General features: G+C 46.5%; 14 protein-coding genes and 1 riboswitch. Of the genes, 8 read left to right on the top strand and 6 right to left on the bottom strand.

What is annotated here, in order from left to right; genetic code table 11:
- Window positions 1-192: 192 nt before the first annotated feature.
- Complete coding sequence (locus FN815_RS04740; RefSeq protein ID WP_221930238.1) at window positions 193-2,655, bottom strand: glycoside hydrolase family 2 TIM barrel-domain containing protein; 2,463 nt, start codon at window positions 2,653-2,655, stop codon at window positions 193-195.
- Between the two features lie 243 nt (window positions 2,656-2,898).
- Complete coding sequence (locus FN815_RS04735) at window positions 2,899-4,530, bottom strand: sodium/sugar symporter (protein WP_142453472.1); 1,632 nt, start codon at window positions 4,528-4,530, stop codon at window positions 2,899-2,901.
- 272 nt (window positions 4,531-4,802) lie between these two features.
- Between FN815_RS04735 and FN815_RS04730 the strand changes: the two genes are divergently transcribed.
- Both FN815_RS04730 and egtD read left to right on the top strand, forming a co-directional pair.
- Window positions 4,803-5,054, top strand: coding sequence for a hypothetical protein (locus FN815_RS04730; protein ID WP_142453471.1), 252 nt, complete (start codon window positions 4,803-4,805; stop codon window positions 5,052-5,054).
- Between the two features lie 111 nt (window positions 5,055-5,165).
- The gene (egtD, locus tag FN815_RS04725; protein ID WP_246075153.1) at window positions 5,166-6,101 is read left to right on the top strand and encodes an L-histidine N(alpha)-methyltransferase; all 936 of its coding nucleotides are present in this window, start codon (window positions 5,166-5,168) and stop codon (window positions 6,099-6,101) included.
- Here the strand turns inward: egtD and FN815_RS04720 are convergent.
- Window positions 6,073-6,834 carry a lysophospholipid acyltransferase family protein gene (locus tag FN815_RS04720; RefSeq protein ID WP_142453470.1) on the bottom strand — a complete coding sequence of 254 codons (762 nt, stop codon included), beginning with the start codon at window positions 6,832-6,834 and terminating at the stop codon, window positions 6,073-6,075. The two genes, egtD and FN815_RS04720, sit on opposite strands and share 29 nt — an antisense overlap.
- A gap of 294 nt (window positions 6,835-7,128) precedes the next feature.
- On the opposite strand from FN815_RS04720, the gene FN815_RS04715 reads away from it, so the two are divergent.
- Window positions 7,129-8,097, top strand: coding sequence for a YheT family hydrolase (locus FN815_RS04715; RefSeq protein ID WP_142453469.1), 969 nt, complete (start codon window positions 7,129-7,131; stop codon window positions 8,095-8,097).
- A gap of 10 nt (window positions 8,098-8,107) precedes the next feature.
- Here the strand turns inward: FN815_RS04715 and FN815_RS04710 are convergent, their stop codons facing one another.
- Window positions 8,108-8,461 (bottom strand): hypothetical protein, encoded by a 354-nt coding sequence (locus FN815_RS04710; RefSeq protein WP_142453468.1) that lies wholly within the window; start codon window positions 8,459-8,461, stop codon window positions 8,108-8,110.
- A gap of 345 nt (window positions 8,462-8,806) precedes the next feature.
- On the opposite strand from FN815_RS04710, the gene FN815_RS04705 reads away from it, so the two are divergent.
- Both FN815_RS04705 and FN815_RS04700 read left to right on the top strand, forming a co-directional pair.
- Entirely contained in the window at window positions 8,807-9,121 is a 315-nt protein-coding gene (locus tag FN815_RS04705) for a transposase (RefSeq protein WP_142453467.1), read from the top strand.
- 11 nt (window positions 9,122-9,132) lie between these two features.
- Complete coding sequence (locus FN815_RS04700) at window positions 9,133-10,002, top strand: IS3 family transposase (protein WP_246075151.1); 870 nt, start codon at window positions 9,133-9,135, stop codon at window positions 10,000-10,002.
- A gap of 81 nt (window positions 10,003-10,083) precedes the next feature.
- On the opposite strand, the gene FN815_RS04695 is transcribed toward FN815_RS04700, so the two are convergent.
- Window positions 10,084-12,498: a penicillin acylase family protein gene (locus FN815_RS04695; protein ID WP_142453465.1), complete on the bottom strand. Its 2,415-nt coding sequence runs from the start codon at window positions 12,496-12,498 to the stop codon at window positions 10,084-10,086.
- A gap of 114 nt (window positions 12,499-12,612) precedes the next feature.
- On the opposite strand from FN815_RS04695, the gene FN815_RS04690 reads away from it, so the two are divergent.
- The gene (locus tag FN815_RS04690; protein WP_142453464.1) at window positions 12,613-12,975 is read left to right on the top strand and encodes a four helix bundle protein; all 363 of its coding nucleotides are present in this window, start codon (window positions 12,613-12,615) and stop codon (window positions 12,973-12,975) included.
- Window positions 12,976-13,081: 106 nt separating this feature from the next.
- On the opposite strand, the gene FN815_RS04685 is transcribed toward FN815_RS04690, so the two are convergent.
- Window positions 13,082-13,978: a dimethylarginine dimethylaminohydrolase family protein gene (locus FN815_RS04685; protein WP_142453463.1), complete on the bottom strand. Its 897-nt coding sequence runs from the start codon at window positions 13,976-13,978 to the stop codon at window positions 13,082-13,084.
- Window positions 13,979-14,230: 252 nt separating this feature from the next.
- Here FN815_RS04685 and FN815_RS04680 point away from each other — a divergent pair, with 252 nt between their 5' ends.
- Together FN815_RS04680 and FN815_RS18825 are read left to right on the top strand one after the other, a co-directional pair.
- Window positions 14,231-15,421: a D-alanine--D-alanine ligase family protein gene (locus tag FN815_RS04680; RefSeq protein ID WP_142453462.1), complete on the top strand. Its 1,191-nt coding sequence runs from the start codon at window positions 14,231-14,233 to the stop codon at window positions 15,419-15,421.
- Between the two features lie 384 nt (window positions 15,422-15,805).
- Window positions 15,806-15,943 (top strand): hypothetical protein, encoded by a 138-nt coding sequence (locus FN815_RS18825; RefSeq protein WP_185957166.1) that lies wholly within the window; start codon window positions 15,806-15,808, stop codon window positions 15,941-15,943.
- Window positions 15,944-16,068: 125 nt separating this feature from the next.
- Window positions 16,069-16,162: riboswitch (TPP riboswitch) on the top strand.
- The last annotated feature ends 36 nt before the right edge of the window (window positions 16,163-16,198 follow it).

The raw sequence follows: 16,198 nt of genomic DNA, 5'->3' as shown, positions 1-16,198 counted from the left end.
TCTCCTCAAGGAGAGACTTTTAGATATAGTATTAAACATTGGAAGCTGAATTAGGGACAGGTTATTGAATTCCACTTCGAACAAGTCCTTCCTTGAGGAAGGTGCCTTAGTTTTGGCTCGCCAAAACCGGCGGAGGGTGTCTGTGGCCAGGGAGCGGATTCTACTCATTAACCGTAATCACCCATCAACTACTCACTTCACCACAATTTCCGCTGCATCCCCCTCAAACCCATCTGCACTTACGTTTACCGTAACCTTGCCGGCTTGGTGTTTAGATTTCAGTATAATCATCGCTTTTCCGTAAAAAAGATCTGCGTAGTCGGCCTGGAAGGGCTCGAATGATTGCGGGTTTCCGTTGCCTACGCCTGCAATCTGGGCCGGTCCTTCCAGGGAGATGTTCACGCGCTCATCACTTAGGGGATGCGCATTTCCTTCGGCATCAAAAGCTTCTACAAGGATGTACGATAAATCCATGCCATCTGCGGTGATGGCGGTACGGTCGGGCGTCAGTTTGAGCTTGGTGGCTTCGCCGGTGGTTTTCTTGATCTCTTCGCCGATTTTTACGCCCTCTTTGTAGGCTACGGCTTTCAGCTCACCGGGCTCATATACCACATCATCCCACATTAACCGGAAGCGTTCCACAGAAGTCTCCGATTTAGGATTTTTGCATTGTTTGCCTTGGGAATCACCGTTTAAAAACAGCTCGGCGCAGTCGCCATTGGTGTACACAAAAACCGGGATGGTATCCTGATCAGCATCTTCCCAGTTCCAGTGTGGCAGAATGTGGATGGTGGTTTCTTGCGGTTTCCAGTAGCTTTTGTAGAGATAGAAACGGTCTTTGGGGATGCCCACCAAGTCTACAATCCCAAAATAGGAACTGCGGGAGGCTTCACGGTCAGTCATGCCCATGTCCTGAACCTGGTTGTTGGCGTACGGAGTGGGTTCGCCCAGGTAATCAAAGCCGGTCCACACAAATTCGCCGGCAATGTAAGGTTCCTGTTGCTGCCACATGAAATCATCATCGGCGATTTCGGCCCACCAGGGAGCGTTCAGATCGTAAGAGCTAACCTGCAGGGATTTGGTGAAATAGGTGTGCTCGTCGGGCAGGGGGAACTCATAAAACCCGCGCGTACTAACCGTAGAGGCCGATTCACTGATAATCACCGCTTTATTGGGTTCCATTTGTCGCGCAATACGATACCGGCGGTTGTAGTTCCAGCTGTGCACGTCGTAGTAATCAAAATGGCGCATACGGGCACCTTCGGTTTGGTCGTTCACCAATGTAACCGGGCGCGTCGGGTCGTACATTCTGGTGTAACTCACCATGGTATTTAGCCGCTGAAAGCCATTGTCGACATTCCACTGCACATCGCCGATTTCATTTCCAACGCTCCACAAAAACAGGGAGGGGTGATTGCGGTCGCGCACTACGTGGTTGCGGATGTTGCGGCGTGCAAAGCTATCGAAATCCGTAGTATCCGTGATACCTGCTTTTTCGTCGTATTTGTCAAACACTTCATTGAAAAATAGCAGGCCCATTTTATCGCACAGTTCCAGCAATTCCGGGGCGGCCGTATTATGGCTGGTGCGGATGGCGTTTACGCCCATGTCTTTCATAATCTGCAGTTGACGCTCCATCGCACGCGGGTGAAAAGCGGCGCCCAGTGGGCCGTGACCGTGATGCAGGTTCACGCCTTTAAATTGTACCCGACGGTCGTTCAGGTAAAAGCCGTTATCGGCAGTGAACCGGATGGTGCGAACGCCAAAAGTGGTTTTGTAACTATCCACCAGTTCATCACCATTATAGACCAACGTTTTGGCGGTATATAAAACCGGGTTGTCGATATCCCAGCGCTGCGGATCGGTGAGCGTGATGGTGACTTCTGGCTGGGCTTCACTATTGGCTTTTATTGTTGGGGTGATGTCTCCGCGGCCTACTTCATTACCTCCTGGACTGTAAATAATTTGTTCCACTTTTATATCTGCATCGTTCTGCGTTTTATTTTCAACGGTCGTTCTGATGCGTACGTCTGCATAATTCGGTTTTACAATAGGGGTGGTGATGTACGTACCCCAAATGTCCACATGCACGGGGTTCACAATTTTCATCTGCACCTTGCGGTAGATGCCGGCCCCGGGATACCAGCGGCTGTCGTGTTGACGGGTATCGGCGTGTACAGCCAGCAGGTTTTCTCCGCCGGGACTCAGGTGCTCGGTCACATCCAGGTAAAAGGAGTTATAGCCGTAATCCCATTTGCCGGCCAGTTCGCCATTGACGTAAATCTTTGGGAAGGCCATTACGCCGTCAAACTCCAAGTACACTCTTTTGTTGCCTAAATCAGCGGGAATATCCAGTGTCCTGCGATACCAACCCTGGCCTTTCCAGGGCAGTTTGGCGGTGCTTCCGTCACCATCCATAATAAAGGGACCGGAGATAGCCCAATCGTGCGGAACGGAAACCTGTTCCCAATCCGAATCATCAAAATCCAGTGTTTTTGCCTGGGGATGATTGCTTTTAGCAAAGGTCCAGCCGGTTTGCAAGGTGGTAACTTGCCGGAGGTTTTGATCAGGGCTCTGTTGTTGAAAAGCCATCACCCCGGAAAAAAGAAAGAGTGAGGAAATGATTGATAAGAAAAAAGAGCTAAAAACTTTCATGACACAGTGGGTTGGTTAGGTTGCTATCGGAATATGAAAAGTTAACGTTAACACTCAAAATTAAAATTGGGTAATGGACTACCCCGGCCATCGCCATTCGGCTTGGCCACCCCTTCGCGGGGCGAAGGGGAATGGGCCTGGAAGATTGTTGTGCATTTCCAAATCTGAAAGTCTGTGGAAAATGGGATGTATAAAAAAGCCCCGCTGTGTGCAACGGGGCTTATGGGTTAAATAGTCGTTAGATCACCAGAAAAATGCGTAAAGCAATGCGGTGATAATCAAGATAGTGTAAGCACCAATGTTAAAGGCCGGACCGGTTTTGAACAAGCTGGCCGTGGTGTGGATGGCTTTTGGATCTTCATCGTGGGGGTTGGTGGTTAAGCTTACGCCCGCAATAATAACGATGGTCATGATAAGGGTGTAGAACATCTGATCGAGAAACGGTAATTGCAGAGCGGGTATCTTAAGCAAGATGGCAATGACGATGGAGGACAGCACCCCGTAAATGGCTCCTTTGGTGGTGGTCTTCTTCCAGAAAAGCCCCATAATAAATACGGCCAGGATGCCGGGGCTAACCATACCCGTGTATTCCTGAATGTACTGGAACACCTGCGGAACGCTTTGTAACTGTGGAGCCATAATAACAGCAATAACCAAAGCCACAGCTGCAGTGATGCGACCGGTGTTTACGGTTTGTCGGTCCGTAGCATCTTTCTTGAAATAGGGGCGGTAGATATCCATGGTAAAAATGGTGGCTACCGAGTTCAGCATAGAAGCCAGGGACGACACGATGGCTGCGGCAAGCGCTGCTACTACCAATCCTTTAAAGCCGGGTGCCAAAAATATCTTTATTAGCCAGGGGTAGGCATTATCGTAGTTAATACTGCCATCGGTTCGAGTGAAAGCGTCCAGCACGCCGGGGATGTGCGCGGTGCCTTCGGGCTGGGTATATAATACGTATACGATGATGCCGGGAATAACGACAATTAAAGGAATTAGGAGCTTGAGGAAAGCCGCGAAGATAATCCCTTTTTGAGATTCCTTGAGTGATTTGGCGGCCAGCGTACGCTGAATGATGTACTGGTTAAAGCCCCAGTAATACAGGTTGGCCACCCAAAGTCCGCCAATTAGTACCGCAATGCCGGGCAGATTATTAAATTCTGGATTTGACCGGTCCAGTATCATTTGGAATTTATCACCCGCATGTTCATATAAGTGGCTTAAGCCGTTAAAAATACCGCCTTCGGGGGTGATGTTATGGAGAGCTACAAAGGTGGTTACGAAACCGCCCAAGACTAATAATCCCACCTGCAGCACGTCAGTCCATGCCACGGCTGAAAGTCCACCGTACAGCGAATAGGCTGCGGCAATCAATGCCAGCCCGATGAGAGCATACATAATCAGGCTGCCATCGCCGGTTCCCATAATAGTGTCGAGCGCTTTGGCTCCTAAAAACATTACCGTGGTAAGGTTAACAAATACAAACAATGCTATCCAGAAAACGGCGAGGATGGTTTTGAGGGTAGTGTTAAAGCGGTGCTCAATAAACTCCGGGATGGTGTAGAGTTTCTTTTCAATAAAGATGGGTAGCAGGTACTTACCTACAATAATCAGCGTGATAGCGGCCATCCATTCGTAGGAGGCAATGGCGAGACCTACGGCAAAACCCGATCCCGACATCCCGATGATTTGCTCAGCCGAGATGTTGGCTGCGATTAGCGAAGCCCCGATAGCCCACCATGGCAGGGATTTGCCAGCTAAGAAATAATCTTCTGCGTTCTTTTGATGTCCTTCTTTATCGCGCGATACCCATAGCCCGATGCCCACAATAAGCAGACAGTAGGCGGTGAATACTACAATATCTATTCCAGTCATAAATCAGTTGGTTAAGTGTGTGATAAAACTTCCGTAATGTAAATTTCTGAGCGCACATATGCTTAAAAAAATTTGCTTTATTTGGCGTTTTTGAAGGATTTAAAGTTGATATAAATATAGTTGTGTAAATCCCGCAATGGTATACATATCAGGTGATTAACTAAAACTGTAAATTTCGGTATAAAACAATATGACCCTGTTTTATATAGTTAATTAATCATTATATTTATTTATAGGTATCATTAATAAATTAGGACAATCATTTAAGGACAATGGACATTAAACTAGTAAACCGATCAAAGGTTAAATCATCGAAAAAAAGAACTTCAAAGTTTAAACCACTGCTGGAAGCTATTGAAAAATTAAAGCCCGGTGGACAAGCTGTAGAAGTGAGTTATACCAACGAAAAAAATATTAATTCAATGCGTACGGCTGTTTATCAATTCGGTAAGCAAAACGATATCAAAGTGAAAAGCCGAAGAGACGCTGACAATAAAAAAATATATTTTTTCCGGGATAAATAAGTATATCCTCGGTATAAAGTAAAATTACACCCTGCGGGCTGTGCGTGAACGGAACCATAAATTTGCAGATTCGGTTGAACGCAACTGAAGATCAATTTGGTAAAATCGTTTATGTCCAGCCTAAACCGGTCAAAAAGTATGCTTCGGGAAGTGCAAGAAGGGTTAGCACAACCTCAGAAGTCATTGCCCAGTAAATATTTTTATGATCGGTACGGATCACAGCTGTTTGATAAGATTACGCGGTTAGAAGAGTACTATCCTACGCGAACCGAACGTAAACTGCTGGAGGACTATGCCCTTGAAATAGGTGAATACCTGGGAGACCGGGTATTGCTTATTGAGCCGGGTAGCGGAAGCAGTGAAAAAACACGCATTCTATTAGACAAGCTGAACACCATTACCGGTTATATCCCAATCGATATTTCCGGCAAGTATTTGCAGGAAGTAGCCAAAGAACTACGGCGTGAATATCCTGACTTAGAAATTTCGCCCTTAGGGGCAGACTATACCCGGCCGATACAACTACCTGAACTTTCTGTAGAGGGAAGGAGAATCGTTTTCTTTCCAGGCTCAACCATTGGCAATTTTAAGCGTGAGACGGTGCATCGTTTCATGAAAGTAGTTACTGATCTTACGGGGCGAGAAGGGGCTTTTCTGATTGGCGTTGACCTCAAAAAAGATGTGGAAGTCCTGGAAGCTGCTTACAACGACTCGAAAGGCATTACGGCTGCATTCAACAAAAATATACTTACGCATATTAATGATGAATTGGGGACAGGTTTTGACCTCGAGAAATTTAATCACCGCGCAATTTGGAATGAGCAGGAAGGGCGGATTGAGATGCATCTGGTGTGTAAAGAAAGCCACGAAGTAACCGTAGGTGATAAGACCATATCATTCCAAAAAGGAGAAAGTATTCATACCGAGAATTCACATAAATATTCGCTGGAGGAATTCAGGGATATGGTTGCTCCATGGTTTGAGGTAAAACAAGTTTGGACGGATGAAAATGACTGGTTTAGCTTACAATATCTTGAGCCTTGCTAACGCCGGCCCACTCCAGGTACCTATCCCGCAGCTGTTTGATATGCTCATCCATGGTTTCTTTTTTCCACTCGGAAGTATCTACCGGGGGATGAATGTGTGCATTAATGGTTCCGCTTTTAGAAAAGAGTGAACCGCCCAGGCTGAGTTCCTGATTGCCTTCAAAGTAGATGGGGACAATAGGCAGCCCTAGATCAATGGCCATATGGAAAGCCCCCTTCTTGAAAGGACCGATAACACCGGGATGCTTGCGAGAACCTTCGGGAGCTACCATGATGGATAGATTATCCCGGTGAATACGGTCGTAGGTGTTTTGTAATTTTTGGATGGCCTTGGCACTTCTTTTACGTTGAATAAAAATCTGTCCTGTAAGTCTGCCAACAATAAAAAACAGGGGATTATATTGAAGCTCCCATTTGGCTACAAAGCGGATATGTGGCAGCCCAAGGGCAATCATGGTCACAAGGTCTAGCGTAGAGCTATGGTTTATGGTATAGATAACGGGAGGATTCACAGGTTCTCCGTGTTGAATCACATTGAAACGAATGCCTAAAGTCCAAAGTACAGGGTAAGCGATGATGGGACCAAAGTTCTCGACTATGAAATTGGTAGCCCGCCCAAAGCTAAGCAAGAGCAATACAGCAATCACCGGTGTGCAGATGGCGAACATCAGGAAAAAAACGATAATCGCCAAAATGCTGCGCAGGTATTCAATAAAAGTTAGTGAGCTGGCCATAGGAATAAATTTGTGCCTGAATATAGCGGAAGCAAAGCAAAATGTAAGGGGATGATTTGTTTATTGAGTGATTGAGCTAATCGCTCAATCTGAATTTTGCTATAGGCCCGGAATCCAATTGCTTTTCAGGTATCAACTTTTGATTTACTAGCAACAATTAGATTCCTGCCTGCGCTGGAATGACTCTGATGGTTTTTTGGATTAATTCTCACATATCTTAAAACCAGCTCATGTGTTCCATAAATCAAAAAATATTTGATACCTTCTGTGCTTTAGTAACCATAGCAATTTCAGATGGGTACGCAAGTTACAGAGAAGAAGTCCCAGCGTATTAGAGAAACCTTTCAACCGGTTTGGTGGGCATGGAATACCCATGTGCATACGATCGTACCCTCGCAGTTTGGTAAGGTAGAAAAGCCTGATGTTAGACGGTTGGAGATAGATACCCCGGACGGGGATTTCCTGGAGATTGACATCTGTGAAGGTGAGCCTGAAAAGCCGGTAGTAGCTTTATTTCATGGCCTGGAAGGGTCCAGTGAGCGGTATTACATCCGAAATCTGATGAAGGTATTGAAGGAAAAAGGCATAGGCTCTGCAGCCTTAAATTTTAGGGGATGTGGAAGCCGCCTGAACCGACAGCCCCGTTTTTATCACTCCGGTGAAACCGATGATTACCGGTTCTTTTTTGACTGGCTAAAGCAGCGTTATCCCGATAATGCTATGTATGCGGTGGGATACTCATTAGGTGGAAATGCTTTGGTGAAATATCTTGGAGAGGAGGGCTTTAAAAGTCAGGTGGAACGTGCTGTGGCTGTATCACCTCCGTACGATTTGAAAGCTGGTTCCATCAATTTGCATCATGGATTTAACCGGGTATATGAAATCAATTTCCTGAAAACCCTGGTAGAGAAACTGGAAAACAAAAGGCGGGAATTTCCGGATTTACCCTCATTTAATGGAGATTCGGTATATGAGTTTGACGACCAGGTTACGGCTCCCATTCATGGCTTTGAAGACGCCGACGATTACTACCATCAATCCGCCAGTATGCATTTCTTTGAAGAGGTGAAAACGGATTTATTGATCATTCATAGTAAAGTGGATCCACTGTGCCCTATTCAATATGCACCGTTAAAAGAGATGAAAAGCAATCCTTATATCACTACTTGTTTTACAGAAGAAGGCGGGCATGTAGGTTTTTTGAGTGATCCTCCAGGCTGGACCTTTAGGGTGATTTCGGAGTGGCTTGAAGACGGGGAGTAATATAGTGATTTCACCTGATTACCATCATGCCAAAAATAGCAGTGAGAAAAACAGCTACGGCGCTGATGATGATAGCGATGATTTGTCCCTGTCGGGTCTCGAATTTGAGATAGGAGTTGAATCCAAAAATAGCTGAAGAAAGCGAGAGTCCACAAAAGGTAACGGTGATCCAGTAGGGGTGGCGGAGCTTCTCGGGGAAATAGCCCATTAGCTTAGTTACTTTTTCGAAGTAAGTAAGGGTTTCATCTGTAGAAATAGGGTACCATAAAGCAAGATATAAAACCGGTAATATCAACAACAATACACTGATGCGAATCAGGTTGGTGGCACGGCTTTTGGTTTTGGATGTTGGGGTGATGGGCATATAAAGTGGGCTAATGTTTGTGGCTGAATGATACGGATTTATCGCTGGAATCATTGCGTTCCAACGCAGAGCGTATGGAACGAGGGGGGACTAAATTGATGCTCCTTATCAATCAAAAATTATGGAAGCGTTGGCACCATTTACCCACCCCTCAATCCCCGCCCAAGCGGGGGTTGAGGGGTGCAATAGGAGGTTGAAATATTTAGAAAATGCTTGAATTTATCCATCGGACGGCTCTTTTCAGGGTTGGAGGTGCGGAGTGTCATGACAGCCGTCAGTGGAGTTGCTACATTTTAGTAGACAGGAAGTTAAGGTATATTGTGTCTGGAAAAACAAAATATAGACATGGGAATAAAACCAACACGCAAACAATATAGCAAGGAATTTAAGCTGGATGTGATCCAACAAAGTTACTTGCGAGATAACATCCGGGAACTGGCCAGTGAATTAGGGTTGCGACCGGCGTTAATTTACAAGTGGCGAGCCGCTTATGAACAGCGCAGCGGGTCAGATACTCCGGTGTTTACCGGTCAAGGCATAGCTGCGATGAGTCCGGAACAACAAGAGATTGCGCAACTAAAGCGTCAGCTGGCCGATGCCAAGATGGAGCGGGATATCCTAAAAAAGGCCATTGGCATCTTCGGCAAGAGCGATGGGTGATTTATCAGTTTATGGCCGATCACAGCCATCGGTTTCCCATTCGGAAGATGTCGCAGGTATTTGGGGTTTCCCCCAGTGGATATTACCGGTGGATGGGGCGCCCACCGAGCAAACGTACCAGCGAGAACATGCGACTTAGAGAAGCCATTCGACTGGTTTGGGTCTTGTCTAAACGTAGGTATGGAGCTCCGCGCATTTACCAGGAGTTACTGCGCCTGGGCTGGCAGGTATCACGCCCGCGGGTAGCCCGTTTGATGAGAAGTATGGGTATTGCCAGCCAGTTGCGCAAGAAGTGGGTAAAGACCACCGACTCGGGCCATCGCTATCCGGTGGCGGCAAATCTGTTGGATCGCCGGTTTAGCCCCGGGCAGCTCAATCAGGTGTGGGTCAGCGATATTACCTATCTGCCAAGCGAGCAAGGCTGGTTATACCTGACCACGGTAATGGATTTAGCCGACCGTCAGATAATAGGATGGGCCTTAAGCAGGACATTAAGTGCTGAGCAAACCAGTATAGCAGCCTTTAATCAGGCACAAACCAAGCGCCGGACTGCCCCGGGAATGATGTTCCATTCCGACCGGGGCAGTCAGTATGCGTGTTCAGAATTTACCAACCTGCTTCGTAAATACCAGCTGGTGCAAAGCATGTCCGGCAAAGGAAACTGTTGGGATAATGCCCCGGCGGAGAGTTTCTTTAAGACCTTAAAAGCAGAATTAATCTCCCATACAGGACGCTTTAATAGCTACCAGCAAGCACGGACAGCGCTCTTCGAATATATTGAGAGCTGGTACAACCGAAAACGCTTGCATTCTTCCCTGGGATATAAAACACCGGCCGAGGCCGAGCAACAACTTAAACATAAACTACAACAGGCCGCATAATCACCCTTAACCCATTGTCCACTTTTTTGTTGCAAGTCCAATCTGTAATCTGCAATTTTCAATCTTCAATAAAAATTGCTCTTAGTTTCTACTGGATAACTCCAGCTTGTATTGATACTCCTCCGGCTCATCCCGTAAGAAATTCAGCTCAAAAAGCTGACTTGTACGCCAGGCTTCAATGGTGTTATCGTAATTGGGCGAGCCGGGGTTGCCGGATTGTCCGCCGGGGTATACGCCCCAGCCTTTCACTTCGGGGCCCAATTCTACGACCATTCTCCAGGAGGGGCCGTGCGTGCCTCTTACCGCGTTGATGGCTTCGGCAGAGCCACTGGTAAATAAATCCTGAGCTCCAAAACCGGGGATTTGAGCAATATGGTTCAGGTCATTATCAATATCATATCCCCATTGCCAGCTTTCTATATCCGGGCCATATTCTTCTGTCAGTTCAGCTACGGTTTCCTTAAAAGTTTGGGTGGCCAGCATACCAAGGGATTCGACTTCCGGTGTGTTTATGTCATCCACAAAAGCCATCGTGGGCTCATTCTTGATAACTTCCACAAATATATCCCGAGCCGGATAGCGAAGGTTGGCTTCCGTGCCCTCAAACTCATCACTCCAAACCGCCCGATAAAATTGATTGAACCAGCGCAGGTATACCGAAGGGGCTGATTTTTCGGCATCCATATGGAAATCCCAGTTGCTCATTAGATCCAATACTTCCAGTTCGGTTTCATCTAATTTGGAGCGGTCCGTCCATGCAATCATTTCGGGGATGATGGTCGCCGCATTATACGCATAGCTATCCATTTGCATACGCTGCATATCCTGCGGGGTGATGTTGTTCATTTCTGCGAGCAGATCATTAATACGTCGCCCGCGCTCGTAGGGAGCAAAATCATCATCCAGGTAATAGGGGTAGTTGGGCGCTGCGGATTCCTGGTTGGCAGAGCTTACAAAACCACGCTCGGGGTTTTTAATGTGGGGATTTTGTCCGGAAGGAATCCAGCCTTGCCAGTCGTAGGTAGCATCTGTGCCATCGCTGACGGTTCGCCCCTGATGCTCCCATTTCTTCGGAAGCTTGCCGGTAATCCAAAGTGCAATATCGCCGGCCGTATCAGCAAAAACGAAATTCTGGGCGGGTGCGGTGTAGTTGTTTACGGCCTCCCGGTAATCCTCATAATTTTCCATCTTGTTGAAGCCATAAAACGTACGAAGGTCATTGGACGCTTCGTGGGCAATCCATCGCAGGGCATGATACACCGGCCCGTCTTCCCCGGTGGACGTCTCTACTTCAAAAACGGGACCGTGATGGGTATAAATAACCGTATCCCGTACCGTGTTTTCTCCACGGACTTTGATTTCTTCAACCCGTTGGGTGGTAGGCTTCCATTGGCCATCGTGCCAGTATTCCTGCTTGCTTTCGTCGCGAAACTGGATTTCGTACCAGTCCATCACATCCGAACCTACGTTGGTTGTACCCCAGGCCGTCTGCTCGTTGAAACCAATGATAATGCTTGGCGAACCCTGTAATCCTACACCATACACGTTGATGCCGGGCGCATGCAGTTGTGTTTCATACCAGATGGAGGGTAGCGATAGTCCCAGGTGTGGATCGTTGGCCAGGATGGGGTAGCCTGAAGCTGTTTTCTCACCGCTTACTACCCAGTTGTTACTGCCAATACCTTCCTGAAACGGAAAGGGATCAATCACTTTAGAAACGGAAGGAGTGAAGAGAGAATCGGGCGAAGGGGGGATGTCGCCGTCAAAGTCCCATTCTTTGGAAGGTGGTATGATGGGGTCGTTGAGCTCGGGTTTGCGGGTGAAGTATTTCTCCACAAAATCATCCCCAAAATATTGGATGGTGTTGCTGGTGCGTACATCGTTATGCCGACCAGCCAGCATGCGGGTCATATTTTTGAGCAGGTAAGCGGTTTTGATGGGTTCCCAGGTTTCCGGTTCAATGCCCAGAATTTTATACTCTACGGGATAGTCAGCCGGAGAAAGTTCATCGATGTAGGCATTCACACCGTCTGCATACGCATTTACGATAGAGGAAATAAGTGAATCCTGGTTGATAGCCTCCATTGCCTGTTCCGCTCCATAGGCCATCCCGCGCCGGCGGGTGTTGAGGTCTCTTTGCAACAACTGTGGACCTACAACTTCAGCCAGTCGGCCGGCCGCATCGTAGGTTTGCATTTCCATCTGGAAAAGTCGGTCGCGGGCGACGATGTATCCTTGGGCTAAAAACAGATCGTGTTCATTTTGGGCGAAGATGTGGGGCACATTACGTTCATCAAAATACACGGTTACTTCTTCTTGCAAACCCGGAATATCCAGTGTTTCAGATTCCGCAGTATTAGTCACTGCATTAGCCCAAAAGCCAGCCTCCGGATCTAAAAAAGCACCTAATGGCGGCACCGGACCAATTTTAGCATTAAGCGTAATAATAACGGCAAGAAGAATCAGGAAGGAGGCAGTAGCTTTGATGGGGTTCATAGGGTGGTGTTACAGTGCGATGGTGTTAAGGTGTTACAGAGTTTTCTTAGAAATTATGTAAGGAATTGGCTTGATGTGGCTCTTAGTATATACATCCTAACCAATAATTGCACTATGACAAAAATTACACGATTTGAAGATTTAAACTGCTGGCAAGAAGCTCGAATATTGGTGAAAGAGATTTATAAAACGAGCAGTAAAGGGAAATTTGGTAAAGATTTTGGGCTTATAGATCAAATAAGAAGGGCGACTGTTTCTATTATGACGAACATAGCGGAAGGATTTTCAAGATTCCATCGAAAAGATTCCGTTCGGTTCTACGATTTCGCCCAAAGCTCTGCCGCAGAAGTACAAAGTTTGCTATACGTAGCAGAAGATTTGGAATACATTCCCGAGGAATTCGCAGAAAAGCTTCGAGAAGATGCTTTGCATTGCCAACGGATGATCCTCTCCCTAATCAAACATTACAACAAATAAGCACCCAAAATAGTGTTATAGTGTTATGTTCCTTCCAAAGGTGGAAACTCTACCCATAAAACTCTAACACCATAGCACCGTAACACTTTAACACCCAAACACTATATCACCACAACAACATCTTCATACAAAAAACAGAGCCGCCGCTTTTTAGGAATTCGTAGGTGCTGTATTCGTGTACTTTAAATCCAGCTTCTTTGAGTTTATGATTTACATCCACGCAGCCTTGTTGGATAAAGACGTTTTTGCCATCGGGACAGGTAGCGTTGCAGGCAAATAGTTTTTCCGCCTCGTATTTGGAAGCCTCGATTACATTCTCAAAAATACTTTCGATCAGCTCAATGCCTTCATCGGTAAAAGCTTTTGGATAGATAAGGGCGGTGGCCTCATCCAATATGCACAGGCAGGTATCCAGGTGGTAGAAGCGTTCATCGGTCAGTTCTAAGGCAATCACCGGCGTGTCAAAAAGGTCAGAAATGGGCTCATACACTTCCTTGGAAGTTCGGAAGCCATAACCGCCCCAAATTAATCTCTTTTTATGATGCCAAAGTGCATCGCCCATCCCTTCAAAGCTGTTGAATTTGGATTCATCCAGGTAAAGAATTTCATAACTGCTTTCTTCGTACACCTTTCGGATAAAAGGTACTTCCCCCTGGCGTTCCCTGGCATGCATCACGCTCATAATCACCTGCTTCTTTCCATCTTTGGTGATGTTAGGAAAACTTTGATTGGCACAAAAAACCATATCGGGGTAACCGCGCTGTCCTTCCACGACGTGAGTGTAATAGCCGAGCTCATCGTAGGCACTTTTCAGGTGATCCCATTCATTTTGGGCGGCCAGTTTATCTACATCTCCAATATGTCCCTCCATATGCGGGTTGATGACATACTCCACCGTAAAATAGGTGGGCTTCACCAATAGAACTTTTTCAGGAAGGGGCATGCTTTCAAGCTCTGAAAGCGAAAAATCCAGTTGACTGGAAGATGCGATAACTTTTGCCATATAGATTAAGAATATTTATTTGGGGTAATCAGATAAGTGCACAGAATTACAAATATTGTAAATATCATACTGAGGAACAAGCTGCATGTCATTCGAAATAGTTAAAAAATATTTGATAAGCTTAATGATCCCGCTAAAAGCAGATCTCACTATCACTGATCTTTAAATTTTCATTTTTAACTTCCATCTATATCCGTCCTGTAATTATCCTCAAACAATCCTATTTTCGGACAAAATTTTAGTCACACCATTATGTCTCAAAAAAATCTGATTGTTGCTTTCGGCGGCGTTTCGCCAGAGCATGAAGTTTCTGTGCTTACCGCTATACAAGCCATCTCTGCACTGGAAGATTCAGCTTATAACTGCATTCCGCTGTATGTGACCAAATCGGGGCGTTGGCTGACGGGTGAGAAACTTCTGGACCTCAGCAATTTCAAGGAATTGGATAAGCTGGAAGAGGCGTCGAAGTCTTGTGCCTTTGTAAAAGACGATACCGGCAAAACCTTGCTCAGGGAGCAGGAAGGTGGCGGGCTTTTTTCCAAACCCAAGAGTTACCCGGTACATGCGGTGGTGTGTGCTTTTCATGGAAGTGAAGGAGAGAACGGTAGTTTTCAGGGTGTTTGTGAGATGATGAACATCCCGTACACGGGCAGTGGAGTTCTGGGTTCGTCCGTGGGGATGAATAAAGTGAAAGCCAAGTTGGTAGCTGCGGCGCAAGGAGTGCCGGTAACCAGAGCCGTGAATTTCTACGAAAGTGATTGGCAGCAGGAGCAAGAGGAAATTATTCAAGTGGCTGAAGGCTATGACTATCCACTGATTGTAAAGCCGGTTTCTCTGGGAAGCAGTATTGGCGTGGCCATAGCCAATGACCGCGAAGAATTGATAAATGCGGTAGAGACCGCCTTCCGCTACGATGCACATTTATTGATTGAAGAAGCCATCAACCCGCTTATGGAAATAAACTGCTCGGTAATTGGTACGCCGGAAGACTGTCGTCCCAGCGTTTGCGAGAAACCCCTTGGAAAAACCGAAACGCTTTCCTTCGAGGATAAATACCAAAGTGGTGAAGGCGGCGACAAAGGTATGGCTTCGGCCGATCGTGTGATACCAGCAGATATTTCATCGGAACTCACCAAGAAAATTCAAAACCTGGCCACCAAAACCTTTTCAGCCTTGAACGCTTCCGGCCTGGCCCGGCTCGATTTCCTGGTAAATGCCAATACCGAGGAAGTTTATTTTAATGAAATCAATACCATCCCGGGCTCCTTCTCTTTTTATTTGTGGGAGGAAACCGATCTTCCATTCGACAAACTGCTGGAAGAACTGGTAGATATTGCCCTGAAACAGCATCAAGCCAAAAATGGCCGCGTTCGCAGCTACGATACCAACCTGCTGAGTGAGAAAGCAATGAAGGGGATTAAAGGGTTGAAGGGGAGTAAGTAATCCCGCAATCACATAAAAGTGAAAGTCTGTCCGCAGAGCGGCTATGGTTGCTACCGTTTACGCTGTCATTCTGAACGAAGCGAATGCGGAGTGAAGAATCTACTTACAACTGCCTTTGAGCCTTACAGATGCATTATTTGCAATGGCACTATGTGGAAGCAGAGCTTCCTGCAGGCAATCCGCAGTGTCTACTCGAAACATTGACCTCACCTCAGTCCTCTCCTTCACAAGGAGAGGAAGTGTTCAGAGTATAATTTGGCTACGAAAATAATTCTTATCTAAAATGCCATACAAGCGTCTTTCTCCTTGAGAAGGAGAAAACAAAAGAGGTCGGAAAGTAGCCAAAGTCGATATGGGTCTTCTTCATTAAAAAAAAGCGATGCCTTGGCTAGATTTACCCACCCCTTAATCCCCGCCCAAGCGGGGAAATCTTTGGGTGCGGTGTTGCCCGTATTAGGAGATCCCGGTTCTGCACTTCCGCTACGCTACGGCCTGACCGGGATGACTGCTTTTGGGATTTAAGATGTGGTATCAAATGCTCCCAATCTTCCATCTTTCTATTTTCAATCTGTAATCTGCAATAAACAATCTGAAATTCCTTCAAACATTCATTTACAATTTGAAGAACAAGCCCTTATCTTTGCACCTCACTAGGTTGGGGGTGCTTGCACCGCGGGCTGAGATCATACCCTAATACCTGAACCGGATAATACCGGCGTAGGGAAACCTGTATCCGCACAGTAACGCAAGTTAACCTCCTCCATTAATCTGTAATAA

It is taken from the genome of Gracilimonas mengyeensis (genome assembly GCF_900182705.1).
Lineage (GTDB): Bacteria > Bacteroidota > Rhodothermia > Balneolales > Balneolaceae > Gracilimonas > Gracilimonas mengyeensis.
Note: the sequence above shows the minus strand (reverse complement) of the source record. Positions and strands in the feature narration are given on the sequence as shown.

Coding starts and splice junctions, on each gene's coding strand:
- FN815_RS04740 (WP_221930238.1), bottom strand. CDS start 2,655: ATGAAAGTTTTTAGCTCTTTTTTCTTATCAATCATTTCCTCACTCTTT.
- FN815_RS04735 (WP_142453472.1), bottom strand. CDS start 4,530: ATGACTGGAATAGATATTGTAGTATTCACCGCCTACTGTCTGCTTATT.
- FN815_RS04730 (WP_142453471.1), top strand. CDS start 4,803: ATGGACATTAAACTAGTAAACCGATCAAAGGTTAAATCATCGAAAAAA.
- egtD (WP_246075153.1), top strand. CDS start 5,166: ATGTCCAGCCTAAACCGGTCAAAAAGTATGCTTCGGGAAGTGCAAGAA.
- FN815_RS04720 (WP_142453470.1), bottom strand. CDS start 6,834: ATGGCCAGCTCACTAACTTTTATTGAATACCTGCGCAGCATTTTGGCG.
- FN815_RS04715 (WP_142453469.1), top strand. CDS start 7,129: ATGGGTACGCAAGTTACAGAGAAGAAGTCCCAGCGTATTAGAGAAACC.
- FN815_RS04710 (WP_142453468.1), bottom strand. CDS start 8,461: ATGCCCATCACCCCAACATCCAAAACCAAAAGCCGTGCCACCAACCTG.
- FN815_RS04705 (WP_142453467.1), top strand. CDS start 8,807: ATGGGAATAAAACCAACACGCAAACAATATAGCAAGGAATTTAAGCTG.
- FN815_RS04700 (WP_246075151.1), top strand. CDS start 9,133: ATGGCCGATCACAGCCATCGGTTTCCCATTCGGAAGATGTCGCAGGTA.
- FN815_RS04695 (WP_142453465.1), bottom strand. CDS start 12,498: ATGAACCCCATCAAAGCTACTGCCTCCTTCCTGATTCTTCTTGCCGTT.
- FN815_RS04690 (WP_142453464.1), top strand. CDS start 12,613: ATGACAAAAATTACACGATTTGAAGATTTAAACTGCTGGCAAGAAGCT.
- FN815_RS04685 (WP_142453463.1), bottom strand. CDS start 13,978: ATGGCAAAAGTTATCGCATCTTCCAGTCAACTGGATTTTTCGCTTTCA.
- FN815_RS04680 (WP_142453462.1), top strand. CDS start 14,231: ATGTCTCAAAAAAATCTGATTGTTGCTTTCGGCGGCGTTTCGCCAGAG.